At 59.3% G+C, this 26,266-nt stretch carries 20 protein-coding genes and 1 tRNA gene; 3 read left to right on the top strand and 18 right to left on the bottom strand.

What is annotated here, in order from left to right; all coding sequences use genetic code 11:
• Positions 1–102: 102 nt before the first annotated feature.
• The 10 genes from pqqF to rpsU all read right to left on the bottom strand — a co-directional run bounded on the left by pqqF (position 103) and on the right by rpsU (position 15,301).
• Positions 103–2,514 carry a pyrroloquinoline quinone biosynthesis protein PqqF gene (gene pqqF / locus BLU71_RS19400; RefSeq protein WP_083353699.1) on the bottom strand — a complete coding sequence of 804 codons (2,412 nt, stop codon included), beginning with the start codon at positions 2,512–2,514 and terminating at the stop codon, positions 103–105.
• A gap of 38 nt (positions 2,515–2,552) precedes the next feature.
• Positions 2,553–3,347, bottom strand: a complete 795-nt coding sequence (locus BLU71_RS19395) for a carbon-nitrogen hydrolase family protein (RefSeq protein ID WP_065616549.1) — start codon at positions 3,345–3,347, stop codon at positions 2,553–2,555.
• A 12-nt stretch (positions 3,348–3,359) separates the two neighbouring features.
• Positions 3,360–5,042 (bottom strand): flavin monoamine oxidase family protein, encoded by a 1,683-nt coding sequence (locus tag BLU71_RS19390; protein WP_083353698.1) that lies wholly within the window; start codon positions 5,040–5,042, stop codon positions 3,360–3,362.
• A 223-nt stretch (positions 5,043–5,265) separates the two neighbouring features.
• Positions 5,266–5,727 carry an Lrp/AsnC family transcriptional regulator gene (locus BLU71_RS19385; protein ID WP_083353697.1) on the bottom strand — a complete coding sequence of 154 codons (462 nt, stop codon included), beginning with the start codon at positions 5,725–5,727 and terminating at the stop codon, positions 5,266–5,268.
• 308 nt (positions 5,728–6,035) lie between these two features.
• Positions 6,036–6,476 carry a hypothetical protein gene (locus BLU71_RS19380; RefSeq protein WP_083354356.1) on the bottom strand — a complete coding sequence of 147 codons (441 nt, stop codon included), beginning with the start codon at positions 6,474–6,476 and terminating at the stop codon, positions 6,036–6,038.
• 279 nt (positions 6,477–6,755) lie between these two features.
• Positions 6,756–6,832, bottom strand: a tRNA-Ile gene (locus BLU71_RS19375).
• Positions 6,833–6,847: 15 nt separating this feature from the next.
• On the bottom strand, positions 6,848–10,594 hold the full coding sequence (locus BLU71_RS19370; protein WP_042610107.1) for a bifunctional diguanylate cyclase/phosphodiesterase: 3,747 nt from the start codon (positions 10,592–10,594) through the stop codon (positions 6,848–6,850).
• Between the two features lie 125 nt (positions 10,595–10,719).
• On the bottom strand, positions 10,720–12,567 hold the full coding sequence (rpoD, locus tag BLU71_RS19365) for an RNA polymerase sigma factor RpoD (protein ID WP_042610108.1): 1,848 nt from the start codon (positions 12,565–12,567) through the stop codon (positions 10,720–10,722).
• Positions 12,568–12,634: 67 nt separating this feature from the next.
• The gene (gene dnaG, locus BLU71_RS19360; protein WP_042610109.1) at positions 12,635–14,599 is read right to left on the bottom strand and encodes a DNA primase; all 1,965 of its coding nucleotides are present in this window, start codon (positions 14,597–14,599) and stop codon (positions 12,635–12,637) included.
• A 486-nt stretch (positions 14,600–15,085) separates the two neighbouring features.
• The gene (gene rpsU / locus BLU71_RS19355; protein ID WP_002551877.1) at positions 15,086–15,301 is read right to left on the bottom strand and encodes a 30S ribosomal protein S21; all 216 of its coding nucleotides are present in this window, start codon (positions 15,299–15,301) and stop codon (positions 15,086–15,088) included.
• 199 nt (positions 15,302–15,500) lie between these two features.
• On the opposite strand from rpsU, the gene tsaD reads away from it, so the two are divergent.
• Positions 15,501–16,526 carry a tRNA (adenosine(37)-N6)-threonylcarbamoyltransferase complex transferase subunit TsaD gene (gene tsaD / locus BLU71_RS19350; RefSeq protein ID WP_042610110.1) on the top strand — a complete coding sequence of 342 codons (1,026 nt, stop codon included), beginning with the start codon at positions 15,501–15,503 and terminating at the stop codon, positions 16,524–16,526.
• Positions 16,527–16,549: 23 nt separating this feature from the next.
• Here the strand turns inward: tsaD and plsY are convergent, their stop codons facing one another.
• On the bottom strand, positions 16,550–17,119 hold the full coding sequence (plsY, locus tag BLU71_RS19345; RefSeq protein WP_024014548.1) for a glycerol-3-phosphate 1-O-acyltransferase PlsY: 570 nt from the start codon (positions 17,117–17,119) through the stop codon (positions 16,550–16,552).
• Positions 17,120–17,193: 74 nt separating this feature from the next.
• Between plsY and folB the strand changes: the two genes are divergently transcribed.
• Positions 17,194–17,550, top strand: coding sequence for a dihydroneopterin aldolase (gene folB, locus BLU71_RS19340; protein WP_064365404.1), 357 nt, complete (start codon positions 17,194–17,196; stop codon positions 17,548–17,550).
• The gene (gene folK, locus BLU71_RS19335) at positions 17,541–18,059 is read left to right on the top strand and encodes a 2-amino-4-hydroxy-6-hydroxymethyldihydropteridine diphosphokinase (protein WP_042610112.1); all 519 of its coding nucleotides are present in this window, start codon (positions 17,541–17,543) and stop codon (positions 18,057–18,059) included. The genes folB and folK overlap by 10 nt, the downstream gene beginning before the upstream one ends.
• A gap of 83 nt (positions 18,060–18,142) precedes the next feature.
• Here the strand turns inward: folK and BLU71_RS19330 are convergent, their stop codons facing one another.
• The 7 genes from BLU71_RS19330 to apaG all read right to left on the bottom strand — a co-directional run bounded on the left by BLU71_RS19330 (position 18,143) and on the right by apaG (position 26,231).
• Positions 18,143–19,372, bottom strand: a complete 1,230-nt coding sequence (locus tag BLU71_RS19330) for a multifunctional CCA addition/repair protein (protein WP_083353696.1) — start codon at positions 19,370–19,372, stop codon at positions 18,143–18,145.
• Between the two features lie 64 nt (positions 19,373–19,436).
• Positions 19,437–20,999, bottom strand: coding sequence for a SpoVR family protein (locus BLU71_RS19325; RefSeq protein WP_064365402.1), 1,563 nt, complete (start codon positions 20,997–20,999; stop codon positions 19,437–19,439).
• Complete coding sequence (locus BLU71_RS19320) at positions 20,996–22,267, bottom strand: YeaH/YhbH family protein (protein ID WP_039757709.1); 1,272 nt, start codon at positions 22,265–22,267, stop codon at positions 20,996–20,998. The genes BLU71_RS19325 and BLU71_RS19320 overlap by 4 nt, the downstream gene beginning before the upstream one ends.
• Positions 22,268–22,386: 119 nt before the next feature.
• Complete coding sequence (locus BLU71_RS19315) at positions 22,387–24,309, bottom strand: PrkA family serine protein kinase (RefSeq protein ID WP_042610115.1); 1,923 nt, start codon at positions 24,307–24,309, stop codon at positions 22,387–22,389.
• Between the two features lie 296 nt (positions 24,310–24,605).
• Positions 24,606–24,935, bottom strand: a complete 330-nt coding sequence (glpE, locus tag BLU71_RS19310; RefSeq protein WP_042610116.1) for a thiosulfate sulfurtransferase GlpE — start codon at positions 24,933–24,935, stop codon at positions 24,606–24,608.
• Positions 24,936–24,969: 34 nt separating this feature from the next.
• The gene (locus BLU71_RS19305) at positions 24,970–25,851 is read right to left on the bottom strand and encodes a symmetrical bis(5'-nucleosyl)-tetraphosphatase (protein ID WP_083353695.1); all 882 of its coding nucleotides are present in this window, start codon (positions 25,849–25,851) and stop codon (positions 24,970–24,972) included.
• Entirely contained in the window at positions 25,851–26,231 is a 381-nt protein-coding gene (apaG, locus tag BLU71_RS19300; RefSeq protein ID WP_042610118.1) for a Co2+/Mg2+ efflux protein ApaG, read from the bottom strand. The genes BLU71_RS19305 and apaG overlap by 1 nt, the downstream gene beginning before the upstream one ends.
• Between the last annotated feature and the right edge of the window lie 35 nt (positions 26,232–26,266).

The following is a 26,266-nucleotide window of genomic DNA, read 5'->3' as shown; positions in this document are numbered from 1 at the left end:
CAGCGCGATGATGTTCCAATTAGTTAGGCGGCTATGTTACTCAAAATTTCAGCGTAATGACCCGTGAATCTTTGAGAAAGCTCCTTGCAGCCTCGGTAATGATCAGTTTGCCGCCTGCCACGGCGCGCCGGGCATTGGTTCATTGGCCAGGCAATGGTAGCCGCCGTCGACATTGATCAGGCGTTGCGCAGCGGTCAGCAGGCCTCGCGTATCCAGTTGATTGATCGCTGCGACCAGTTGCTCACGGTAATCCGACGAATGGCCGGCGAGTTTGCCCTGCCACAGGAGTTCGGCGGCGTCCCTGGTGGCTAATGTGGCATCACTGAATTGCTCGGCGAGGCTTTCGCGCTGCTGCTTGATACTGGCGTCACCGAGCGTTTCGATCAGGGCTGGAACCCCGTTGAGGAAATCCTGAATGTGTTCAAGCAAGGTGACCACCGGGGTTGCAGGCGACTGCACGGCGAAGACGATCGCAGTCGTCCCGTGCAACTGGCGCAACGCACTGAACACGGCGTAACCCAATTGCAGTTCGACGCGCAGGCGCTGGTAGAACGCCGTCTGGCACAGCTGTGCGAGCAGGCGCCAAGCGGCTTCATCAGCGATGTCATGGCTGGCGGTCGGGCAGATGAGCAGCAAGGCATGTTCGGTGGAGGCCGTGTCGATTCGGCTCCAGCGGTACTCGGCATTGTTGTGCAGAGTAATCGGCAGCTGGTTGTCGGGCGTGCCGGGAATGCGGCTGAGCGCCAGGCCCATGGCTGATTGGGTTTGTTGGTCGAGCCCGAAGGCGAGGCCGTCCCAGCGCGAAGTTGTCCACAGGCGTTTGGCGTCATCGCTGGCTTCAATCGTGGGCAGGGACGTTTGCGGTAACGCTTCAAGCAATTGGCGCAGCGGCATCGAGGGTATCTGTGTCTCGTCGCGCGGCGAATCGGCGTCAATAGTCGTCAGACATTTCAGCGCATACTCCAGGACGCTGGGCATGGATTCTTGCAGCCCCGTCATTTTCAGCAGCCATTGGTTGCCCGCAGCACTGAAAGACAGATCCACTCCGGCCTCTGACGCATCCTGTCGTGTCTGGCGCAGACTTCGCTGCAATCGTGAACACAGATCAGCGCTGGCCGCCGCCTCGACCTGCCAACGCAGATAAATTACGCCTTCATCGCTGTTGTCCGGCAACGCCTGACTGAAATGCATCGGCGAGCGTTCCCGGCGGCTGCGCGAGCGATCCTGGGCGAACGTGCGCAGGCCACGGTGGGCGCTGGTCTGGCCGCGAATCAGACCAGCGTTGGCCAGCGGTTCACTGGCCCGCAGGAAAGGATTGGCCGCGGGCAGGCGCCAATGATTGCTGAAGTTATCCACAACACCGATTTCGTGAAGGATGTGCTCAAGTGCGGCGGCACCCGATTCGGACAGGCCGAATGCTTGCTGCTCAACGTCGAACCGCGCCAGTTGCAAAGCTCCGCTGACGTGTTGTTGGCGCTGAAGCAGGGCGGCGTATTCCTCGCGCAATGGCGTCCAGTCCTGCTGGGCGAAGAAGCTCAGCCAGTCCAGCAGCTGTTCGTTGATGGCATGCAAGCGGTCGCCATCGGCATTGAGTTGCAGATGCAGCAACGCCTGCCCGGCAAATTGATAAACCGGCACGGCTTTCAGGCTGTCAGCCAGATTCTGTTGATGCAGGTACGCGAGCAACCCACCAGGTTTTGCGCTGTTCAACCAATGACAGAGAAAGGCCATCGCCTCCGCGGATGACTCGGGTAAGTCGTCGAAGGCCCATAACAGGTTCGCGTGAGCGCCGACCTGTTGATAACTTTTCACTGTCAGCGGTAGCGGTGTGGCTTGGGCAACTTTATCCCCAACCGGCAACACCGCTGCGAATTGCTGCGCCAGCTCTCGGAGCGCATCGACGCTCTGCGGCCCAACCAGACTCAGATGCATTTGCCCGGTGCGATAAAACCTTTGATGGAAACCCTTCAGTGCCGTTTGAAACGCCGGCGAATCCACCTGCAGGCTGCGCCGATTGCCCGCATGAAACCCGCGCAACGGGTGCTGCTCTGGTAAACCGTCGTACAAGGCAAATTGCTGCTGTGCGGTCGGATCTTGCGACCAGGCGACGAATTCTGCCTGTAGCACCTCCCGTTCACGCCGTTGATCGTCCAGATTCATACGCGGCCGGGCGAGCATGTCTGACAGACGCTCAAGCCCTGCGCCGAACAACGGCACGGGCAGTTCGAAGAAAAAGTCCGTGGTGCGTTCGCGGGTGCTGGCATTCACCTGCCCGCCGTGACGTTGCACGTAGGCCATCAGCCCTTCGTTTGTCGGAAAACGCTCGGTGCCGAGAAACAGCAGGTGTTCAAGAAAATGCGCCAGCCCCGGCCATGCCAACGGCACGTCATGGCTGCCGGCCGCTACGCGCAATACGGCAGCGCTGCGCTTGAGGCCGGGCACGTGGCGCAGGGTCACGCGCAAGCCATTAGCCAGAATTTCAGTGTGGGGGAGGGGACGAGTCGGTGCAGGCATGGGCACTTCCAGAACAGTGAAGTGCCCATGCTAGCGGATTAGCGACGGTTCAGCGCGCCGTAAAGCTCGGGACGGCGATCGCTGAGATAGCGGTTGGCCTGGCGTGAATCATTCATCAGTTGTCGGTCCAGTTCACCGACGATCAGCGCCTCGTCCAGACCTGCCAGGGCGATGCGGCTGCCGTCCGGTGCGGCCACGCTGCTTTGCCCGCAGTACTGAATATCGCCTTCATGCCCACAGTAATTGGCATAAGCCACGTAGCACTGGTTTTCGAAGGCGCGGGCGCGCACGGTGACGTCGGCGACGAAGTCGAACGGAATCATGTTCGCCGTCGGCACCACAATCAGCTCGGCGCCGGCCAAGGCCAGACGACGAGCGTTTTCCGGGAACTCCAGGTCATAGCAGATCAGGAAACCGAGCTTCCAGCCGTTCAGCTCAACCACCGGCAACTCTGCTTCGCCGGGGCTGAACATCGACCGGTCAAGGTCGCCGAACAGATGCGACTTGCGGTAATTGCACAGGCGCTCGCCGTGGGCGTCGATCAGTTGCACGGCGTTGTAGATGTGCCCGTCGGCGGTGCGCTCCGGGTAACCGTAAACGATTGCCAGACCCGCAGCCTTGGCGATGCGCCCGATCTGCTGCGCCCATTCACCGTTATAAACCTCGGCCAGCGTGCTGACCGCTTCGGCGCCGATGTTGTAGCCGGTGATGAACATCTCCGGCAGCACCAGCAGGTCGGCGCCTTTGGCCTCCATCGCCACCTGGTGCAGGCGATGCAGGTTGGCGACGGGGTCCAGTGGCAGCGCTGGACATTGGTAAACGGCTACGCGCATCGGGGAATCCTCTTACTCGGGCAGGGCGATAGGGCCGATGTCTTTGAACACATCACCCGGGCCCGGGTTCTCTTTATGTGTCGAGCCGCCGAAATGTTTCATGATGCCCCACACCGCGTTGAGCGAAGTCTGCACCGCGCCTTCGACCCATGCCGGTGTCCACGAAACATCGTCGCCGGCGATGAAGATTCCGCGCTGCTCGGCCGGCATGTCGTCCTGCATGAAGTGCGCGTACATGCGCTGGTTGTAGCGGTAATGGCCGGGCAGGGCGCCTTTGAAGGCTCCGAGGAAATACGGATCGGCTTCCCACGACACAGTGATCGGATCACCGATGATGCGTGCGGCGATGTCGACTTTCGGGTAGATCTTTTTCAACGCGTTCAAGGCCAGTTCGACGCGTTTTTCCACAGGATGTGGGAGCATTTTCAACGCGTCGCTCATCCACGAGTACGACAGGCAGATCACCCCCGGCTTGTCGTCACCGTTGTCGAACAGATAGGTGCCACGGGTCAGGCGATCGGTGAGGGTCATGCTCATTACGTCGCGGCCGGTTTCCGGGTCTTTGTCCTTCCAGAATGGCCGGTCGACCATCACGAAGGTTTTTGATGACTGCATGTAGCGCGTGCGGTCGAGGGCCATCCACATCTTCTGCGAAAACAGGGTTTCGTCGCATTCGATCTGCGTGGTCAGCAGCCAGCTTTGGCAAGTCGTCAGCACAGCGGCGTATTCGCGGGTGTCACCGTTGTTGTCGGTAACGGCGAAACGGCCCTCCGGCGCGTGGGCAATTTTCTTCACACCGGATCGCGGCGCGCCACGGTGCAGGGATTTCAGGCTGGTGCCGGCCGGCCAATGTACGCAGCGTTCCGGCACATGACGCCAGATGCCTTGCGGTACCTGCTCGACGCCGCCGACTACCAGGTGCTGGTGATCGTCGCAGTTGGTCATCACGACGCGGAAGATTTCCAGCATCGAATTGGGGAAGTCCGAATCCCAGCCGCCAGTGCCGAAGCCGACCTGGCCGAATACTTCGCGGTGCTGGAACGACAGTTTGGCGAAGGCTTTCGAGGTGGCGACGAAGTCATAGAAGGTCCGGTCGTCCCATAGCGGCACCAACTTGTTCCACAGTTCTTTCAAACGCGGCACATCCCGGTCGCGAATGGCCTGCTGGATATCGGAAAACTGCGAACCGGCTTCCAGCGCATCCGCCCAGGCGTCGGCAACTTCCTGGAACAATGCAGGAAGATCCTTCAGGCTTTCGGCGTAATAGGTTTCGCCTTCCAGATCGATCACGGTGCTGCCCGAAGCGCCGGTCAGCGGGTTGGGGAAAGGCTTGGTCTCGAGGCCGAGCTTGTCGACGTAGTGATAAAACGCCGTGGAGGACACCGGAAAGCGCATACCGCCGAGTTCGGCGACGATGGCATCGGTGCCGTTGAAGGCCTGCGAGCGCAGACGACCGCCGAGCTTTGACGCCTCGTACACCACCGGCTTCAAACCGAGTTTCATCAGTTCATACGCAGCCACCAGACCGGCGATGCCCGCGCCGACAATCGCCACTTCAGCGCCATGGTGCTCTTCAGGAATGCTGCCCAGACCCGCCGGATGCTCGATCCAGTCGTCAAACGCGAACGGAAAGTCCGGACCGAAAATGGTGACTGGTTTTTTCCCGTCTGCAGGATGGCGATTGTTCGTGTTCATGGCTGACCTTGTTGGCGACCCGACGCAGGATTCGCGTCTGAGTATAGGAAAAGATGCCAGCCATTCTAGGGAGCGTGGAGCGCGTTAATAAGACGCAATGTGTCGTCGTTTTGCCAGAGTAGCGATCAATATGACGAGCGGCGACTACACACCGACCAAAATGTGGGAGCGAGACTGCTCGCGGAGAGGCTCTGAAATTCACCCGAGAACCTCGATCAAAACCTTAAACCGGCTGCCCACGATCAATCTTGCTGCTCAAAATGATCGACGTCGTGGTCTTCTCCACCCCGTCAACGCTGCCAATCTGATCCAGCAATTGGTCCAGCTGCTCCGGCGAATCAGTGCGCAACCACGCCACATAATCAAACTCGCCACTCACCGCACACAACTGCTGCACCTGCGCCATCGCACTCAAGCGCCGCAGCACATCTTTGCCGGAGCGCGGCTGCACCTTGATCCCGACGTAGGCCTGCAAGCCACCATCGACCACGCGCTGACCGAGGCGCACACCATAGCCGGTGATCACTTTGGCTTTTTCCAGCCGGGCCAGGCGCGACGTCACCGTAGTGCGAGCAATGCCTAGCTGACGGGCGAGCATGGCCACGCTTTCGCGAGCGTTGATTTGCAGCGCGGCGATCAGCTGGCGATCGATTGCGTCGAGGGTGGGGGGGCGGGTGTCTGGCAAGGGAGGCTCCATTGGCGTGGGGCGGTGAGATTACGGATGTTACAGGGTCAATTGCATTGGGCATACTCGCAGCACCATCGGTTGATGGGGGGGAGTTGGCGGCCGTGACGGTTGCTCTTGTCAGGTTCAAGGGCTATCATCGGCACGTCAGCACAGACCGGAACTTTGCAAGCAAAGGGTGTTGATTTCGGTGGCGCAAGCTACTCCTAGCCGGTGAGCGGGATAAGCGGGAAACCGTGAAAGGACAGGCCGATATTGAGATTTACAGAAAGCCCCGATGTGCATGCGTCGGGGCTTTTTGCTTTCTCTCAAATGGACTTTCCCGTGTTTCGCATTTCCAGGATGTAGCGGACGTTATGTGGTTTTCCTTTCGGCAGCTTCGACCGCCCCCACTCAGCGACCTCGTAGGCGGAAATGATCCGGAGTTTGAGACGGTTCGTTGAGTGCTGCGGCTTGCTGATAGAAAAAAAGACCGCGTAATCATGCAAGTCCAGGCAGTAATAGCGCTGACTGTTTTCTACGTAGAAGGGCACAGCCAGGCCTTTGAAAAAGCGTTTGTGCAAGTAATCCGTAATCTGGCTGCTGCAGTGGTGGCGGTCCGCACAAAAATACCGAACTTCTCCCCTGTGTCTTAGTGGCTGGCCGTGACCTTTGTCATCGGTAAAACAGTGGAACCCGAATTCAAACCTGACAACCAGCTGCTGCTCAGCCACTTCAAATGCGAGTTCGAACGGTTGTAAATGCGCCATGCAGTATTTGCGTCCGCCAATTATCAGGTCTTTCCATTCCATTGTTACTGTCGCCGGACGTATTGATTTGTACGGATTTCCAAGCCCGGTCGCTGATAAGCAGCGACGTCTCGAGAGTATCCCTGCGAAGACATCATCAACAGACGTCTTACCGCTCAAAACCGCTGCTTCGGATCTTTCCTACAGCTCTGGTTAGGTCTTCCGAACATTGCGCACGCCAAGACGCAACCCAATCACTCGCCCACAAAAAAGCCGCGCATTAAGCGCGGCTTTTCAATTTGGTGGGCCCACACGGACTCGAACCGTGGACCAAAGGATTATGAGTCCTCTGCTCTAACCAACTGAGCTATAGGCCCTCAGTAGGCCGCGGATTATAGCGACGGTTTCGCGGCTGTGCTATCCGAAAAATCCGATACGGTCACATGCAGAAACGTGGCGGCGAATTCATCCGGTGGCAGCGGCAGGCTGACGATGTAGCCCTGGATCTGTTCACAACCTTCCGCGGCGAGGAATTGTTGTTGGGCCTGGGTTTCCACGCCTTCGGCAATCACCGTGAATTGCATGCTCCGCCCTAGCGCGATGATGGCGCGCACGATCGCCGCGTCGTGGGGATCGTCGGGCAGTCCGCGGACGAAAGACTGATCGATCTTGAGAATGTCCAACGGCAGGCGTTTGAGGTAGCTGAGCGAGGAGTAGCCGGTGCCGAAGTCGTCGATCGCCAGCTGTACGCCGAGGTGTTTGAGCTGGTGCAGCACCGCCAGCGCCTCTTCGGCCTGACTCATGATGAAATTCTCGGTAATTTCCAGTTGCAGTAAATCCGGCCTGAGGCGGTTTTCCTTGAGCAGTTGCTCGATGCGTACCAGCAGGTTCGGTTGACGCAGCTGCGCTCCGGCGAGGTTCACTGACAGCGGGCCGAGCGGTTGATAAATCCGGTTCCACTCGAACATCTGCCGGCATGCGGTTTCCAGCACCCAATCGCCGATCTGCAGGATCATGCCGTTCTCTTCGGCCAGCGGGATGAAGTGCTCGGGCGGCACTTCGCCGAAGGTCGGATGACGCCAGCGAATCAGTGCTTCGGCGCCCACCAGACTGTGGTCGACCAGGCTGATTTTCGGTTGATAGTAGAGAAACAGCTCGTCGCGCTCGATGGCGCGGCGCAGTTCGTGTTCCAGTGCTATGCGTTCGCTGGCCTGGGCGGTGAGGTCGCGGGTGTAGCTTTCGACGCGATTGCGTCCCTTGGCTTTGGAACGGTACATCGCCGCGTCAGCGTTTTTCACCAGCGTCGCCACGTCGCAACCGTCGCGTGGATAGAGGCTGGTGCCGATGCTGGCGCTGATGAAGAACTCGTGTTCGCCGGCCTGGAACGGCGCGCCGAAGCAATTGAGCAGTTTCGTCGCGATGTTGTCGGCGTCGCTGGCTTGCTGCAAGCCCGGCAGCAAAATGATGAATTCGTCACCGCCCAATCGGGCGACGGTGTCGATATCTCGTAACTGTTCCTTCAAACGCACGGCGATGCCCTTGAGCAACAGGTCGCCCACCGGGTGGCCGAGGCTGTCGTTGATGTGCTTGAAGCGGTCCAGATCGAGAAACAGCACCGCGCCCTGGCCGCCATTTTCCTGTTGGCTGGTCAAGGCCATTTGCAGGCGACTTTCGAACAAAGTGCGATTGGGCAAGCCGGTCAGCGGGTCGTGGTGGGCCTGGTAATCGAGCTTGGCCTGGGCGTGCTTGAGGCTGGAAATATCGGCGAATACCGCGACGAAGTGGGTGATGAACTTGTCGCGATTACGCACGGCGCTGATGGTCAGCCAGCTCGGGTACAGCTCGCCGTTCTTGCGCCGGTTGGAAATCTCGCCTTGCCAGTGTCCCTCGTCGGTCAATTGGTGCCACATCGCCGCGTAGAACGCGCTGTCGTGCAGCCCAGACGCCAATAGCCGTGGCGTGTGGCCCAGCGCCTCGCTTTCGCTGTAGCCGGTGATTTCGGTGAAGGCGCGATTGACCGCGCTGATGTGTTGCTGGGTGTCGGTGATCAGTACACCTTCAGCGGTGCTTTCGAAAACCGTCGCCGCCTGCTGCAGTTTTTCCTGCATGAGATGGCGCTCGGTGATGTCCCGGGCGATGGTCAGCATGCAGTCTTCGTCGCCGATCGGCAGCGGGCGACTGGAGACTTCACACAGGCGAATCTGCCCGTCACTGCGACGGATATGGCAGGTGAAGTCACGGACAAAACCGTCGCGGTGCAACAGGTCGAGCATCTGTTTGCGTTCGTTGAGGTTGACCCAGATCCCGAGATCCAGCGTTGACCGATCCACTGACATGGCGCTGTTGAAACCGGTGATGCGGCTGAAACCTTCGTTGACCTCCAACAACAGGCCGTCGCTTTGGCGCGACAGCAGCAAACCGTCCGGCGACGCATGAAAAGCCTTGGCAAACTTCTCTTCCGAGGTCTGCAATTGCTGTTGGGTTTCCTTGAGCTGGCTGATGTCGCGCACCACGACCACCAGCGCCGGGGTGGTGTCGAGGTCGAAGGGTTCGGCGGAAATCAGCCCGGTGAATACCTGGCCGTTGTTGCGGCGAAAGGGCATCTCCAGATTACGAATGCTGCCAGCCTGCAAGCGCTGCAACAGGCCCGGGCCGACGCCGGGAATGCCCCAGATATTGAGGTGGGTGGCGGTTTGGCCGATCACGTCCTCGGCCCTGAGACCGATCTGCTCTTCGAAGGCCTCGTTGACCTCGAGCAAGCAGCCGTCGGACAGCCGCGCAATTACCAGAATGTCCGGACACTGTTCGAACACCGAGGCGAATTTCTGTTCCGACAGGCGCAGCGCCTCTTCGGTGCGCTTGATTTCGCTGATGTCGATCATCAAACCGCGCATCACCGGTTCGTGGCCATGCTCGATCAGACTGACAATGTCGCGCACCCACAGGCAGCGGCCGTCGGCGGTGATGACGCGATAGTCGACGATGTGATCGCGGCCCTGTCGCAGCGCTTCCTTGCAATAGTTCTGCGTGCGGGTCAGGTCGGCGGGGTGAATGATGTTGTGCCAGAAGCCCGGAATCAGCCAATGGGACTGTGGATAGCCGAGCAAGTCTTCAGCGTGAGGCGAGACATAGCTGTAGGTGAAGTCGCTCATCCGCGCTTCCCAGGCAATCGCCGACAAGCTCTCGACCAGGCCGCGGTAGTGATATTCGCTGCTGCGCAATTCCTGCTCGAGGTCGATGCGCCGGGTGATTTCCGAGCTCAGGCGGCGGTTGATGCGAATCACCACGGCGAGGACGGTGATGAGCAGTAACAGACCGGGCAGGCCATACACCAGCAGGTCTGACCAGAACGAGCGATGGTCGAGCACATTGCCGACCCAATGCTCCTGGATGCTGCTGATTTCCGCCGGCGTCATGTCGGCAAGGACCTTGTCGAGAATCCCCACCAGCACCTTGTTGTCGCGGGGGACGGCCATCGCCAGTTGATAGCGATACGGGGTTTCGCCGCTGACGTAGAGGCCGTCGAGTTTGAGCTGGCGCAGGCTCCAGACGCTGGAAGCCAGGTCACCGACCACCGCATCCACTTCATCAGTCGCCAGGGCTTGCAGCGCCGAGCTGACGTTGGGCATGGCGACCAGATTCAGGTCGGGGTGGTGAGTGCGTAGTAGTTCGTGGGGGGCGTAGTTGTCCACCACGGCGATTTTCAGCCCATACAGGTCATCGAGTTTGCGCGGCTGGGCGCCGCCGACATGGGCGAGGATGACGATCGGAAAGTCGAGGTACGGCCGGGTGAATGACAGATAGTTCTGGCGTTCCGGCGTAGACATGATCCCCGGCAGCAAATCGATCTTGCCCTTCTTGACCTGCTCCAGCACCACCGTCCAGCTCACCGGTTCGATGGGCGTCAGCTTGATCGCCAGACGTTGACGGATCACGTCGATATAGTCGGCAGCCAGACCCTGATAACGGTTCTGGTCGTCGCGAAATTCGAAGGGCGGCCACGATGCATCGACACCCAGGCGCAAGTCAGGGTGAGCCGCCAGCCAGCTGCGTTCTTCATCGGTGAGAGTCAGCGCGTCAGCCGTGGCGGTGCAGATCATCAATGACAGCAGAAACAGCACGGGCGCCAGTCTGGGCATAACGCTCTCGTCGGGGCTTGGGGGGATTGTTTCGAGTGTAGACGGGGTATGGGGCGGGGAGGGTGGAGCGGGGAATTTAATCTGCCATGAAACAAAACCCCCGGCCTGGGCCGGGGGTTCTGGTATCACTCGTCGAGGAAGGAGCGCAGATGCTCGCTTCGCGTCGGGTGGCGCAGCTTGCGCAGCGCCTTGGCTTCGATCTGACGGATCCGCTCACGCGTTACGTCAAACTGTTTGCCCACTTCTTCGAGCGTATGGTCGGTGTTCATGTCGATACCGAAGCGCATGCGCAATACCTTGGCTTCACGGGCAGTGAGGCCGGACAGTACTTCGCGAGTCGCTTCCTTCAGACTTTCCACCGTGGCGACATCGATTGGCGACTGCATGGTCGAGTCTTCGATGAAGTCGCCCAGATGGGAGTCTTCGTCATCACCGATCGGGGTTTCCATGGAGATCGGCTCTTTGGCGATCTTCAGTACCTTGCGGATCTTGTCCTCAGGCATTTCCATGCGTTCGCCCAGCTCTTCCGGGGTCGGTTCGCGACCCATTTCCTGCAGCATCTGCCGGGAAATACGGTTGAGCTTGTTGATCGTCTCGATCATGTGCACCGGGATACGAATGGTGCGGGCCTGGTCGGCGATCGAGCGAGTGATCGCCTGACGGATCCACCAGGTGGCATAAGTCGAGAACTTGTAACCGCGACGATATTCGAACTTGTCCACCGCTTTCATCAGACCGATGTTGCCTTCCTGGATCAGATCGAGGAATTGCAGACCGCGGTTGGTGTACTTCTTGGCGATCGAGATCACCAGACGCAGGTTGGCTTCAACCATCTCTTTCTTCGCGCGGCGGGCCTTGGCCTCACCGATCGACATGCGACGGTTGATGTCCTTGATTTCGGCGATGGTCAGACCGGTCTCGGTTTCCAGCGCGATCAGTTTCTGCTGGCAACGGATGATGTCCGGCTGCACGCGACCGATGGCTTCGGCGTACTTGCTCTTGCCTTTGGCCAGGGCGTCGGACCAGCTTTCGTCGACTTCGTTGCCCGGGAACTGACGCAGGAAATCGGCGCGCGGCATACGTGCATCACGTACGCACAGCTGCATGATCGCGCGCTCTTGCTGACGCAGACGATCCAGGGCACTGCGTACACGCTCGACCAGGGCTTCGAATTGCTTCGGCACCAGTTTGATCGGCATGAACAGCTCGGCCAGGGCCAGCAACTCGGCAACCGCTGCCTTGTTGTGACGACCGTGCTTTTTCAGGGCCTTGCGGGTGATTTCCATCTGGTCGGCCACGGCGCCGAAGCGCTGCGCAGCAATGACCGGATCCGGACCGCTTTCGGCTTCTTCTTCGTCATCGGAAGAGTCGGCTTCATCGTCGTCGGTGTCGTCGTCGGCCTTGACGGCTTTCGGATCGACCGGCGGCGGCACTTCTGCCGCAGGCGGCGCGATGCCGTCGTCCGGGTCGATATAACCGCTCAGGACGTCGGACAAGCGACCACCTTCGGTGGTGACGCGGGTGTACTCGGAGAGAATGTGGTCAACCGTGCCAGGGAAATGCGCGATTGCGCTCATCACTTCACGAATGCCTTCTTCGATCCGCTTGGCGATTTCGATTTCGCCTTCACGGGTCAGAAGCTCGACCGTACCCATTTCACGCATGTACATGCGCACCGGGTCAGTGGTGCGACCAATATCGGTCTCCACCGCCGCCAACGCAGCGGCTGCTTCTTCCGCAGCGGCCTCGTCGGTATCGGCGTCGGCCAACATAAGGGCGTCCGCATCCGGAGCACTCTCGTGTACGGGGATCCCCATGTCGTTAATCATGCGGATGATGTCTTCCACCTGCTCCGGATCTGAAATATCCTCGGGCAGGTGGTCGTTGACCTCGGCGTAAGTCAGATACTTCTGCTCACGACCCAGTTTGATCAACTCAATAATACGAGACTGCTGTTGCGCTTTTCCGGACATAACACCCTATCCACTGAAGGTCTTGGCGGGCAAAAAACAAGCCGAGGATTATACCTGAGCTATGACCTCACGCGCCAGTTGAGGTCGGGTTTGATGCGGAAACATTGCGACTTAAAAGGTCGCGCAGTTGATTTTTCTCTTCGACGCTCAGTTCGCTTTGCCGCGCTTTCCTGAGTAACTGTTCGAGATTTCGCTCGCGTTGGCGGGCTGACAAGCTAGTAATGGTGTCGAAAAACTGTTGTTCAAGGTTATCTCCGTCAATCAGCCATTCCTTTTCTGCCAGTGCCTTGAGCAAACGACCCTGTTCAGTACCGTGCCATCGCGCGATCAACTGAAATGAGTTTAGCTTGGGATTCTTCTGCACGGCTTCGAGCAGCGCCACAAGCAGTTGGGCGTTGGTCTGATTTTCATCGGCAATGTGCCCGGCGTCTTCCACGCGCTTGGCCAGTTGCGGATGATGGAGCAATGTTCTAAGGGCCGTCAGGGTTGGCGATTCAACGCCAATCGGCGTGCGCGGGCGCTGCGGTTCACGGTCGCCGCCACGCTTGCCATTCTTGTCCCACGGTTTCTTGTCCCACTTCTTGCCGCCGGCGCCGGGTTTCTTCGGCGTCCATTCCTGCTGCGGCACATACATGTCCTGTGCCTGCGGCTGATGGTAGTCGCTGTAATCCGGCATGGCGTCGTAATCGATGCCCGGATCATAGGCGGGCGGTGCTTCCTGCGGTGCACTCTGGACCAATTGGCTGACGGTCTCGCTGCTCAGGCCGGTGATCTCGGTCAGGCGCTGACGCATGAGAATGCGCAGGTTTGCGCCCGGCACCTTGTCGATCAGCGGCGCAGCGAGGGTGGCCATGTGCGCCTTGCCCTCGAGGGAGCGCGGATCGGCTTCTTCGGTCAGTTGCTGGAAAAAATAATCGGCCAGCGGCTGCGCGTGCTGATTGATGCGCGCCTTGAAAGCGTCGGTGCCTTCGGCGCGCACCAGGGTATCCGGGTCTTCGCCTTCGGGCAGAAACAGGAATCGTGCGCGGCGACCGTCCTGCAGGCACGGCAGGGTCGCCTCCAGTGCGCGCCACGCGGCGTTGCGCCCGGCCTGGTCGCCGTCGAAGCAGAACAATACGTTCGGAACGACGCGGAACAGGCGCTTCAAATGTTCTTCACTGGTCGCGGTACCCAGCGTGGCGACGGCATTGCGCAAGCCTTGCTGGGCGAGGGCGATGACGTCCATATAGCCTTCGACGACGATGATTTCATCGAGGTTGCGATTGTTCTTGCGCGCTTCATAGAGGCCGTAGAGTTCCTGGCCTTTATGGAATACCGGGGTTTCCGGTGAGTTCAGGTACTTGGGCTTGTCGTCGCCCAGTACGCGACCGCCGAAGGCAATGATCCGTCCCCGGGTGTCGCGGATCGGGAACATCACGCGATCGCGGAAGCGATCATAGCGTTTGCCGGTTTCGGCGTTCTCGATCAGCAGGCCGGCTTCGATCATGGCCTTCTGTTGCAGGGTGTCGCTGCTCAGATGCTTGAGCAGATTGTCCCAGCCCGGAGGCGCAAAACCGAGGCCGAAATCCCGGGCGATCTCGCCGGTCAGGCCGCGACCCTTTAGGTAATCCACTGCAGCCTTGCGCGATGGATGACTCTTGAGCGCTTGCCGATAGAAGTCAGCGGCGGCGGTGAGCAGCGGGTACAGCGGCGAATCGGTCGGCTGGCGCGGCTTGCGCTCGCGGCCGCTTTCTTCGCGGGGGATTTCCATGCCGGCGGCTTTGGCCAGATCTTCGACGGCCTGGGGGAAATCCAGGTTGTCGTGATCCATGAGAAAGCCGAGGGCGTTGCCGCCAGCGCCGCAGCCGAAGCAGTAATAGAACTGCTTGTCGGGGCTGACGCTGAATGACGGGGTTTTCTCTTTATGGAACGGGCAGCAGGCGGTGTAGTTCTTGCCGGCCTTCTTCAATTGCACGCGCGAGCTGACCACGTCGACGATGTCGGTGCGGTTCAGCAGGTCGTCAATGAAGCTCTGGGGAATCAGCCCGGCCATGGCATTCTCGTCGTCTGCGCTGCAATAAATCCGTTGCGCCAGGCTGTCGGACGCGGGCCATTGTTGGAAACGCACAAAAAGTGCGGCTCGACCGGTGTCGTCTGCGTGATCGCTGTCGGGAAGTGTATCTGCCGAAAATCCACTGACGTTAGTACCTATCAGTCTTCGACTATTTGAAAGTGTTGCGCTGAATCCGCTGACGGCCGGTTGTCGGCCTCGGATAGCTCAATAAAGCGGGCACGCATGCAGGTGCCTTGGGCTGATCGTCGTAAGAGGAATCAGTGGGTGTGCTCGTCAGTAGCCTTGAAAGGCTCGTCAGAAAAGACGTGCACCGCTGGCAAAAGAGCCAGGCCTGACGCGGTGAAGCAGATTTGTCTCGGTCGCATCGGCGGCGTCGACGGTGAAGCATCAAGCGTTTTACGCAAATGCCATTAGCCCGGCTGAGGGCCGGGCTTAGGCAAGAAGCTTGCTACGAACGTCTGTGTATTAGTACAGACGAACGGCGCGGCGCTGTTCGCGCTGAACTTTCTTGGCGTGACGCTTAACAGCGGCTGCTGCCTTGCGCTTACGCTCAGAAGTTGGCTTCTCGTAAAATTCGCGGCTACGAACTTCAGCCAGTACACCGGCTTTTTCGCAGGAGCGCTTGAAACGACGCAGAGCTACGTCGAAGGGTTCGTTCTCTTTTACTTTGACGGCTGGCATCCAGAGCTACCTTCATTCATTACCGGGGTCAACATCCTCGCGGCAAAAGAGCACTTGAAGACGTCGGTTTTTAAGGGTTGCGGATGTTAACCCCTCATCGCTCGGAATGCAAAGCCTCTGATCGAAAACCGCTGGTCGGGGCATCACGTGGCGACTATTATGCGCGCCTTCGAATTCAGCCTAAACAAGGCGCAAACCCATGCTAGTACTGGGATTAGAAACCTCCTGCGACGAAACCGGCGTCGCATTGTATGACAGCGAGCGCGGCCTGCTGGCCGATGCGCTGTTCAGTCAGATCGACCTGCACCGCGTCTATGGCGGTGTGGTGCCGGAGCTGGCTTCGCGTGACCACGTCAAACGCATGCTGCCCTTGATCCGTCAGGTGTTGGCCGAAGCCGACTGCGTGCCGACCGAGATCGACGCAATCGCCTATACCGCGGGTCCTGGCCTGGTCGGCGCGCTGCTGGTCGGTGCATCCTGCGCGCAGGCGCTGGCGTTTGCCTGGGGCATTCCGGCGCTTGGCGTGCACCACATGGAAGGCCACCTGCTGGCACCGATGCTGGAGCCGAAACCGCCGGAATTCCCGTTCGTCGCTTTGTTGGTTTCCGGTGGTCATACGCAGCTGGTCCAGGTCGACGGCATCGGCCAATACAGCCTGCTTGGCGAGACACTCGACGATGCGGCCGGCGAAGCGTTCGACAAGACCGCGAAGATGATGGGCCTCAATTATCCCGGCGGGCCGGAAATCGCCAAGCTGGCCGAGAAGGGCGTCGCAGGACGTTTTACCTTCCCGCGTCCGATGTGTGATCGTCCGGGGCTGGATTTCAGCTTCAGCGGCCTGAAAACCTTCGCCCTCAACACCTGGCAGCAATGCGTCAGCGCCGGGGACGACGGCGAACAAGCCCGTTGCGACATCGCGCTGGCGTTCCAGCAGGCCGTAGTGGAGACTTTGACCATCAAGTGCAAGCGCGCCCTGAAACAGGCGGGCATGAAGCGGCTGGTGATTGCCGGCGGCGTCAGCGCCAACAAGGCGTTGCGGATTTCCCTGGAAAAGATGCTCGGCGATATGAAGGGCGATGTGTTCTACGCGCGTCCCGAGTTCTGCACCGACAATGGCGCGATGATTGCGTTTGCCGGATGCCAGCGCCTCAAGGCCGGTCAGCAGGAAAGTCTGGCCATCACCGTGCAGGCGCGCTGGCCGATGGAGCAGTTGTCGGCATTGTGATCAGCGATGCTCGCGAACGGCATTCAAAAATGCCGTTCGCGCCCGGCAAACAGGTCGCGTAGATTGCCGCGATGACGCCAGACAATCAGCAAGGTCAGCGCGCTCATTGGCAACAAGGCCTCCGGTTCCTGCCAGGCCAGCAGCGGCAGGGTCAACGGCGTGGCAATCAGCGCTGCCAGCGAACTGGTGCGAGTCAGGTAGAACGTCAGCAGCCAGGCGCACACCGCCAGCAGCGCGGCGGGTGGATACAGGCCGAGCAACATGCCGGCGGCAGTGGCGACGCCTTTGCCGCCACGAAAGCGGAAGTACAGCGGGAACAGGTGACCGATCACGGCGCACACGCCAATCCACGCCTGATCCTGCAGCGAGAGGCCCGCGCTCGATGCGATCAGCACCGGCAGCAGGCCTTTGCACAGATCACCGAGCAGGGTCAGGATCGCCAGTTTGCGACCGGCCAAGCGCAGCATGTTGGTGGCGCCGGCATTACCCGAGCCACTCATTCGCGGATCCGGGTTTCCGGTCAGGCGGCTGAGCAAAATGGCGAAGGACAGCGAGCCGAGCAGGTAGGCGAGAATCGCCAGTAACCAAAACATGCTAACTATTCCGGGCGAGGACGCCCTGATTCTAACGGCGCATCGCGCCCTTGTCGTGCAGCGGAGAAAAGTGCTTGGACAGAGTGTTTATCGAGGGCCTGGAAGTCGACACCGTGATCGGTGCCTACGACTGGGAGCGCGGCATCCGTCAGTGCCTGCGTCTTGATCTGAGCTTCGCCTGGGACAATCGCCCGGCCGCCGCTGGTGACGACCTGACCCTGGCGCTCGATTACGCCAGCGTTTCCACGCGGATCCAGGCTTTTGCCGAGCAGGCGCAGTTCCAACTGGTCGAGACCTTTGCCGAGCGTCTGGTTGAAGTGCTCATGGCCGAATTCAACATCACCTGGGTACGACTGAAACTGACCAAGCCGGGCGCCGTGCCGGCAGCCAAGGGCGGTGTGGGTGTGGAGATCGAGCGCGGATGTCGCTGACTCAGGTCTATCTCGGGCTCGGTAGCAATATCGAGCGGGAAACCCATTTGCGTGCCGGTCTCGATGCGCTGGCGAAATTTCTGGTGGATATCCGTTGTTCGGCGGTGTTCGAGAGCCAGCCGGTGGGCATCAAGAGCGGGCCGTTCTTCAATTTCGTGGTTTCGGCGTACACCGATCTGCCATTGATGGAGCTGGATCGACGCTTGAAATTCATCGAGGCGGATAACGGTCGTTATGCACCGGATCGCAAGGGGTTGCCGCTGGATATCGACGTGCTGCTGTATGGCGATCTGGTGGGTAATTTCGACGGATTGACTCTGCCGCGGGCGGAAATCCTGAAAAACGCTTTCGTGCTGTGGCCGCTGTCATTGATCGCGCCGCAGCGGGTGCATCCGGGTGTGGGCAAGAGCTTTGCGACGTTGTGGGCTGAGGCGCAGATTGATCAGGTGTTGGCGCCGGTTGCGTTCGAATGGCGGGGGGAGCAGCTCACGCCTTCGGATTTGCGCTGACCAACGGGCGCCATCGCGAGCAGGCTCACTCCTACATTTTGGAACGCATTCCCCTGTAGGAGTGAGCCTGCTCGCGATGCTTTTTAAACCGACGCCGATTCTTTGTAGGTCTTTAACGCTTTGAGCCGCTCACGCTTCAGCGCTTCGCCCAACTGAGGGCCCTTGAAGCCCATTTCCAGCAGTGGCTGCACCGCCACTTCTCGCGCAGCCTTCGCCGCCCCACGCAGATATTCCGCCTGTGGATAACTGCGCTGCTCCAGGCCTTTGCGGCCACGAGCATCCATCTCGCACGCAGCGATAAACTCCTCGAAGCGCTGCGGCCGCCGATAGACATCGAAGCTCTGCAGCAACTCCAGCAATGTGGAGGCCTTCAACTCCAGAGCCCGGTGCCCATGGGTGTGATACTGGCCGACCAGCAGAGCCAGTTCCTGACAATCCTTGGGTGCCTTGAAGCGCTGGTTGACCGCTTTGATCAGCTTCAGCCCGGTGTGCTCATGAGCGATATGCCGAGGCCATTCCTCTTCTGGCGTCAGGCCTTTGCCCAAGTCATGCAGCAGGCAGGCCCAGCGCACCGTCAGCGGTTGCCTGTGCAGGGCTGATTGTTCCAGCACGCTCAGGGTGTGCAGGCCTGTGTCGATTTCCGGGTGATGGGCCTGCGGCTGCGGTACGCCGAACAAGGCGTCAACCTCCGGCATCAGCACTTTGAGGGCGCCGCAGTTGCGCAACACCTGGACGAATACCTGCGGGTGGTTTTCCATCAGCGCCCGGGAAATTTCCTTCCAGCTGCGTTCGGCCGTCAGTGCCTGCAGTTCCCCGGACTCGCTGAGCTGACGCATCAGCTCCATTGTCTCGTCCGCGACCGTGAAGCCCAGTCCGGCATAGCGCGCGGCGAAACGGGCAACGCGCAGTACACGCAGCGGATCTTCGGCGAACGCCGGGGAAACGTGACGGAGAATTCGCGCTTCAAGATCGCGCTGCCCATGATACGGATCGGTCAGGTTGAGCTGATCGTCTTCGGCCATGGCATTGATCGTCAGGTCGCGGCGAATCAGGTCTTGTTCCAGCGTGACTTCGGGACTTGCATGGAAAGTGAAGCCGCCGTAGCCGCGGCCACTCTTGCGTTCCGTGCGGGCGAGGGCATATTCCTCGCCGGTTTTGGGGTGCAGAAACACTGGAAAATCCGCGCCGACCGGGCGAAATCCCTTGGCGAGCATCTGTTCAGTAGTGGCGCCGACCACGACACGGTCGATGTCAGTGACTGGCAACCCCAACAGGCGATCACGTACCGCGCCGCCAACCTTGTAAACCTGCATAAAAAAACCTCCGTCAGTCCGACAGGATAACCCTTGCGTCAGACGTTCGGAGGCCAGAACCGCATCAAAGATGAATCACGGCCAGATCGAGCCGGCCATAATCGCCTTCGCTGTGCTCACTGCGTGGCGGCACGTGATGGGTTTTCATGATCTGGTCACCCTGCAGGGTTTCCAGATGAATGTCGAACCCCCATAGCCGGTGCAAGTGCTTGAGCACTTCATCGGTGGAGTCACCCAGCGGTTTGCGGTCATGTTGCTGGTGGCGCAGGGTCAGGGAGCGATCGCCGCGCCGGTCGATGCTGTAGATCTGCACGTTGGGTTCACGATTGCCGAGGTTGTACTGCGCAGCCAGGGTTTCGCGGATGATGCGGTAGCCACCCTCGTCATGAATGGCCGGCACCAGCAGGTCATCCTTCTGATCGTCATCGAGGATGCTGAAGAGCTTCAGATCGCGGATCACCTTGGGCGACAGGTACTGCAGGATAAAACTCTCGTCCTTGAAACTGCTCATGGCGAACTTGATGGTCGACAGCCAGTCGGAGCCGGCGATATCCGGGAACCAGCGACGGTCTTCCTCGGTTGGCTCTTCGCACATGCGCCGAATGTCGCGGTACATGGCGAAGCCCAGCGCATACGGGTTGATACCGCTGTAGTACGGACTGTCGAAACCCGGCTGGAACACCACGCTGGTGTGCGAAGTGAGGAACTCCATCATGAAGCCATCAGTGACCAGGCCTTCGTCATACAGGTCATTCATCAGCGTGTAATGCCAAAACGTTGCCCAGCCTTCGTTCATCACCTGGGTCTGGCGCTGCGGATAGAAATACTGGGCGATCTTGCGCACGATTCGCACGATCTCACGCTGCCACGGCTCCAGCAGAGGTGCATGCTTCTCGATGAAATAGAGGATGTTTTCCTGCGGCTCGGCCGGAAAGCGGGCGTTGTCCTTGTCGCTGTATTTGTCCGCACCCTTGGGGATGGTGCGCCACAGATCATTGATCTGCTTCTGCATGTGCTCTTCGCGATCCTTTTGGCGCCGGCGCTCTTCCTCGGCGGAAATCGGATACGGACGCTTGTAGCGGTCGACACCGTAGTTCATCAGCGCGTGACAGGAGTCGAGCAGATCTTCCACCGCATCGATGCCATGGCGCTCTTCGCACTGCATGATGTACTGCTTGGCGAACACCAGGTAATCGATGATCGAACTGGCGTCGGTCCAGGTGCGGAACAGGTAGTTGCCCTTGAAGAAACTGTTGTGGCCGTAGCAGGCATGAGCCACCACCAGCGCCTGCATGCAAATGGTGTTCTCCTCCATCAGGTAGGCGATGCACGGATCGGAGTTGATCACGATCTCGTAAGCCAGGCCCATCTGCCCGCGACTGTAGGATTTCTCGGTGCTGAGGAAGTGCTTGCCATAGGACCAGTGGTGATAGCCCAGCGGCATTCCCACTGAAGCATAGGCATCCATCATCTGCTCGGCGGTGATCACTTCGATCTGGTTGGGGTAGGTATCCAGTGCGTAGCGGGCCGCGATCCGGGCGATTTCGCGGTCGTAGGTCTGGATCAGCTCGAATGTCCATTCGGAGCCGGTGGAAATCGGTTGGCGCTTCTGCTCTTTGGCGGTCATGTCACTAACCTGCGCTGGAAGAGTTCACGGAAGACCGGATAGATATCTCCGGCCGAGACCAGTTGCTGCTGGGCAAAAGTGTCAGAGAAGGCTTCGGCGATGCGTTCGTATTCGTACCACAGGGCCTGATGTTCGCGTGGGGTAATCTCCACATAAGTGTAGTACTGCACAAACGGCATGATCTGATTGATCAGAATGTCACGGCAGATCGGCGAGTCGTCGTTCCAGTTATCGCCGTCGGAGGCTTGAGCGGCGTAGATGTTCCACTCGTTGCTTGGATAGCGCTCGGCCATGATTTCCTGCATCAGCTTCAAGGCGCTGGAAACGATGGTGCCGCCGGTTTCCCGTGAGTAGAAAAACTCCTCTTCGTCCACTTCCCGGGCACTGGTGTGGTGGCGGATGAACACCACGTCGATCTTGTCGTAGTTACGCTTGAGGAACAGATATAGCAGGATGAAAAAGCGCTTGGCGATATCCTTGGTCGCTTGCGTCATCGAGCCGGAAACGTCCATCAGGCAGAACATCACCGCTTTCGAGCTGGGGTTCGGTTGCTTGACCAGCAGGTTGTATTTCAAGTCGAAGGTATCGAGAAACGGCACGCGGTGGATCCGTGCACTGAGTTTCTCGATTTCGGCCTCGAGTTCCTGGATATCACCGAAATTGTCCGGCTCTTCGCGCTTGAGCCGCGCCAGCTCTTCCTTGGCCTCGCGCAGTTTCGCGCGGCTGCTGCCGGACAGGGCAATACGACGCGCGTGAGCTGAGCGCAGGGTGCGGATGATGTTGATCCGTGACGGATTACCCTCGTTGCTGATCCCGGCGCGTACGGTTTTGAACGTGTCGGTGCCGGTCAGATTGCGTTTGACCAGGTTCGGCAGTTCGAGGTCTTCGAACATGAATTCGAGAAATTCTTCCTGGGTGATCTGGAAGACGAACTCGTCCATGCCTTCGCCGGAATTGCCGGCCTTGCCCGGACCGCGGCCACCTCCGCCTCCGGGTGGGCGCGCAATGTGTTCACCGGCCGTGAATTCCTTGTTGCCGGGATGCACCACGGTCTGTTTGCCGCCGCGTCCATGATGAAGCACCGGCTCGTCGATATCGCGGCCAGGAATACTGATCTGTTCCCCGTGCTCCATATCGGTAATGGAGCGCCGGCTGACTGCCTCTTCGACAGCCTTTTTGATGTGGTCACGATAACGCCGCAGAAAACGCTGACGGTTCACCGTGCTCTTGTTCTTGCCATTGAGGCGTCGGTCGATCACATAGCTCATAAGGCCCCTCCGGGGAGCTTCAAGTTTTGAGCTGCAAGCTGCAAGTAGAAGCCGATCCCGAAAAACTCCGGTTTACACGCTTTTCTCTTGCAGCTCGTAGCTGGACGCTTGCAGCTGCCTCACTGCGACTTGCGGACCCGCAGGTACCATTCGGACAGAAGCCGTACCTGTTTATCGGTGTAGCCACGTTCAACCATTCGTGTAACGAAGTCGTTGTGTTTCTGCTGATCCTCTTTGCTGGCCTTGGCGTTGAAGCTGATGACGGGCAGCAGGTCCTCGGTGTTGGAGAACATTTTCTTCTCGATGACCACCCGCAGTTTTTCGTAGCTGAGCCAGGTCGGATTCTTGCCGTTGTTGTTGGCCCGGGCGCGCAGGACGAAGTTGACGATTTCGTTGCGGAAATCCTTCGGATTGCTGATGCCGGCCGGTTTTTCTATTTTTTCCAGCTCTTCGTTCAGGGCCACGCGGTTGAGGATCTCGCCGGTTTCCGGATCGCGATACTCCTGATCCTGAATCCAGAAGTCCGCGTACAGCACATAGCGATCGAAGATGTTCTGACCGTACTCGCTGTAGGACTCGAGATAAGCAGTCTGGATTTCCTTGCCGATAAACTCGATGTAGCGCGGGGCGAGATATTCCTTCAGATAACGCAGATAGCGTTCGCGGGTTTCAGCCTGGAACTGCTCCTGTTCGATCTGCTGTTCCAGCACATAGAGCAGGTGCACCGGGTTGGCGGCGATTTCATGCGGGTCGAAGTTGAACACCTTGGACAGGATCTTGAAGGCGAAGCGGGTCGACAGACCGTTCATGCCTTCATCGACACCGGCCGAGTCGCGGTATTCCTGAATCGACTTGGCCTTCGGATCGGTGTCCTTGAGGTTTTCACCGTCGTAGACGCGCATCTTCGAATAGATGTTGGAGTTTTCCGGTTCCTTGAGGCGCGACAGCACGGTGAACTGCGCGAGCATCTTCAAGGTGTCCGGTGCGCAATGCGCCTTGGACAGGGAGCTGTTGAACAGCAATTTGTCGTAGATCTTCACTTCATCGCTGACGCGCAGGCAGTACGGCACTTTGACGATGTAGATCCGGTCGATGAACGCCTCGTTGTTCTTGTTGTTGCGGAAGGTGTGCCACTCCGATTCGTTGGAGTGAGCCAGCAGGATGCCGGTGAACGGAATCGCGCCGAGGCCTTCGGTACTGTTGTAGTTACCCTCCTGCGTGGCGGTCAGCAGTGGGTGCAGCACCTTGATCGGCGCCTTGAACATTTCGACGAATTCCATCAGGCCCTGGTTGGCCCGGCACAGCGCACCGGAGTAGCTGTAGGCATCGGCGTCGTTCTGCGGGAATTCTTCGAGCTTGCGGATATCGACCTTGCCGACCAGCGCCGAGATATCCTGGTTGTTCTCGTCACCGGGTTCGGTCTTGGCGACGGCAATCTGATTGAGGATCGACGGGTACAGTTTGACCACGCGGAACTGGCTGATGTCGCCGCCGAATTCAGCCAGGCGCTTGGTCGCCCAGGGCGACATGATGGTGTTCAGGTAGCGCCGTGGGATACCGAAGTCTTCCTCAAGGATCGCGCCATCTTCGGTGGCGTTGAACAGACCCAGAGGCGATTCGAAGACCGGCGAGCCCTTGATGGCGTAGAAGGGCACTTTTTCCATCAGCTGCTTCAGCTTCTCGGCCAGGGACGATTTACCGCCACCCACGGGGCCGAGCAGATAGAGGATCTGTTTCTTCTCTTCCAGGCCTTGGGCGGCGTGGCGGAAATACGAGACGATCTGGTCGATGCATTCTTCCATCCCATGGAAGTCTTCAAAGGCCGGATAGCGACGGATCACCTTGTTGGAGAAGATGCGCGACAGCCTCGAATTGGTCGAAGTGTCGAGCAGTTCCGGTTCGCCGATCGCCATCAACAGACGCTCGGCGGCGGAAACGTAGGCGCTGCGATCCTGTTTGCACAGCTCCAGGTACTCCTGCAGAGAAAGTTCTTCCTGGCGTGTGGATTCGAAGCGTTGTTGGAAGTGGCTAAAGATACTCATGACGTCACCTCGCTCGATACGTGGAGCCGACGCCGGATCACTCAGTCGATGCTGGCAGCAGTCGCTATGGCAGCTGCTGTTTACCCCCCAGAATTCTTCCACGGTCGACAAACCGCGAAAGCTACTCCCGATGACCCGCGCGCCGGTGTACCGGCTCTCCCCTGTTTTGGATGGCCTGCGCTTAAGGATAGTTGGGAATTCGAGAGGTAAAGGCGAGATACGTAATTAGTTGTGGCAGACCGTTTGTCTGCCGCGCGCAGGCCCACGGAAGCCGGGGCCTGCGCCGCGCAAAAAAATTATTCTTCGCTGCCTTGTGCAGTTTCCGAAGGATAGGTCGTACGCCACAGCTCAAAACCGCCATCCATGCTGTAGACGTCGGAGAAACCTTGGCCGACCAGATAGGCAGCTGCGCCCTGACTGGAATTGCCGTGGTAGCAGACCACGACGGTCGGTGCATCCAGGTCGGCGCCTTGAATGAAAGCGTGCAGCGAATGGTTGTCGAGATGCTTCGAGCCGCTGATATGCAGTGAGGCAAAGGTAGCCGGGTCGCGCACGTCGACTACGACGGCGCCTTGTTCACGCAGGGCCTGGGCCTGTTCCGGGGGGATTCGTTTGAATTCGCTCATGACAAAGTTCCTGTTGCTCAACTGAAGGCGCAGTCTAGCGCGGTGCGCCGACTGGCGAAGATTCGGAGATAAGTGGCGCGACCGTGTGCGCAAGCCCGCCGTGTTCATCGCATTTGCATGAAAGGCGTTCGCCGCTGTCGACGTTCATCAGCGTCAGGCTGCCGCCCCATACGCATCCGGTGTCCAGCGCTGAAATGCCCGGCTCGTGGATATTGCCTTCAAGCGCTGCCCAGTGACCAAAAATGATGCGCAGGCCCTTGGTCTTGCGCTCCTTGTGCTGAAACCACGGCTTGTAGCCGGGCGGGGCGCTGTCGAGGCCTTCCTTGCTCTTGAGGTCAAGCTTGCCCTCGGCGGTGCAAAAGCGCATGCGCGTGAAGTAATTGGTGATCACCCGCAGGCGTTCGATGCCTTTGAGGTCGTTATCCCACTTTGCCGGCTCGTTGCCGTACATGCCGTCGAGGTAGGCGGGGAACACGTTGTCGTCGCGCAGCGCGGTCTCGACTTCGGCGGCGCACTTCAAGGCGCGGCGCAGCGACCATTGTGGCGGGATGCCAGCGTGAACCATGGCGACATCACGGATTTCGTCGTAATGCATCAGCTTCTGCTGGCGCAGCCATTCCATCAGTTGCGGGCCATCCGGCGCCTCGATGATTTCGCGCAACGTGTCGCTTTTCTTCAAACGCTCGATTTTCTTCGCAGCGGCCAGCAGATGCAGGTCGTGATTACCGAGCACGCACACCAGTGACTCACGCATCTGGTAGAGAAAGCGCAGGGTTTCCAGCGACTGCGGGCCACGATTGACCAGGTCGCCCACGAGCCACAGCCGATCCAGCTCCGGGTCAAAGGCAACTTGCTTGAGCAGACACTTGAGCGGTTCGAGGCAGCCCTGCAGGTCACCGACGGCGTAAGTCGTCATCAGTGCAGGGCTCCGGGTACAGCGAGGCGAAACGGTTTGATGACTGCATCGAAATGCTTGCCGTCATCGGCGAGCATTTGATAGGTGCCCTGCATGGTGCCGACCTTGGTGATCATTACCGTGCCGCTGGTATACGTGTGGCTTTCGCCCGCGGCGATCAGCGGCTTCTGGCCGACGACCCCTTCACCGCGCACTTCTTCGACATGGCCATTGCCATCGGTAATCACCCAATGCCGGGAGAGAAGTTTGGCCGCAATCTCACCGTTGTTCTGCACGGTAATGGTGTAGGCGAAGGCGAAACGGTCGTGTTCGGGTTGCGATTGGTCTGCCAGATAGTGGGTGACGACGCTGACATCGACCTGATAACGGGAATCGGACATGCAAGAAGGCCTTAACGAAGCGGAACGCGGGGCGT

It is taken from the genome of Pseudomonas moraviensis (assembly GCF_900105805.1).
Classification (GTDB): domain Bacteria; phylum Pseudomonadota; class Gammaproteobacteria; order Pseudomonadales; family Pseudomonadaceae; genus Aquipseudomonas; species Aquipseudomonas moraviensis_A.
The sequence above is the reverse complement of the archived record's forward strand: the minus strand, read 5'-3'. Positions and strand labels throughout refer to the sequence as shown.

Bases quoted from the DNA above. Each gene is read 5' to 3' on its own strand.
- BLU71_RS19390 (WP_083353698.1), bottom strand. From the start codon at position 5,042: ATGAACACGAACAATCGCCATCCTGCAGACGGGAAAAAACCAGTCACC.
- plsY (WP_024014548.1), bottom strand. From the start codon at position 17,119: ATGTTTTGGTTACTGGCGATTCTCGCCTACCTGCTCGGCTCGCTGTCC.
- BLU71_RS19395 (WP_065616549.1), bottom strand. From the start codon at position 3,347: ATGCGCGTAGCCGTTTACCAATGTCCAGCGCTGCCACTGGACCCCGTC.
- rpsU (WP_002551877.1), bottom strand. From the start codon at position 15,301: ATGCCAGCCGTCAAAGTAAAAGAGAACGAACCCTTCGACGTAGCTCTG.
- BLU71_RS19370 (WP_042610107.1), bottom strand. From the start codon at position 10,594: ATGCCCAGACTGGCGCCCGTGCTGTTTCTGCTGTCATTGATGATCTGC.
- rpoD (WP_042610108.1), bottom strand. From the start codon at position 12,567: ATGTCCGGAAAAGCGCAACAGCAGTCTCGTATTATTGAGTTGATCAAA.
- BLU71_RS19380 (WP_083354356.1), bottom strand. From the start codon at position 6,476: ATGGCGCATTTACAACCGTTCGAACTCGCATTTGAAGTGGCTGAGCAG.
- BLU71_RS19305 (WP_083353695.1), bottom strand. From the start codon at position 25,851: ATGACGACTTACGCCGTCGGTGACCTGCAGGGCTGCCTCGAACCGCTC.
- BLU71_RS19315 (WP_042610115.1), bottom strand. From the start codon at position 24,309: ATGAGTATCTTTAGCCACTTCCAACAACGCTTCGAATCCACACGCCAG.
- BLU71_RS19325 (WP_064365402.1), bottom strand. From the start codon at position 20,999: ATGACCGCCAAAGAGCAGAAGCGCCAACCGATTTCCACCGGCTCCGAA.
- BLU71_RS19320 (WP_039757709.1), bottom strand. From the start codon at position 22,267: ATGAGCTATGTGATCGACCGACGCCTCAATGGCAAGAACAAGAGCACG.
- BLU71_RS19330 (WP_083353696.1), bottom strand. From the start codon at position 19,372: ATGCAGGTTTACAAGGTTGGCGGCGCGGTACGTGATCGCCTGTTGGGG.
- pqqF (WP_083353699.1), bottom strand. From the start codon at position 2,514: ATGCCTGCACCGACTCGTCCCCTCCCCCACACTGAAATTCTGGCTAAT.
- tsaD (WP_042610110.1), top strand. From the start codon at position 15,501: ATGCTAGTACTGGGATTAGAAACCTCCTGCGACGAAACCGGCGTCGCA.
- dnaG (WP_042610109.1), bottom strand. From the start codon at position 14,599: ATGGCCGGGCTGATTCCCCAGAGCTTCATTGACGACCTGCTGAACCGC.
- glpE (WP_042610116.1), bottom strand. From the start codon at position 24,935: ATGAGCGAATTCAAACGAATCCCCCCGGAACAGGCCCAGGCCCTGCGT.
- apaG (WP_042610118.1), bottom strand. From the start codon at position 26,231: ATGTCCGATTCCCGTTATCAGGTCGATGTCAGCGTCGTCACCCACTAT.
- folK (WP_042610112.1), top strand. From the start codon at position 17,541: ATGTCGCTGACTCAGGTCTATCTCGGGCTCGGTAGCAATATCGAGCGG.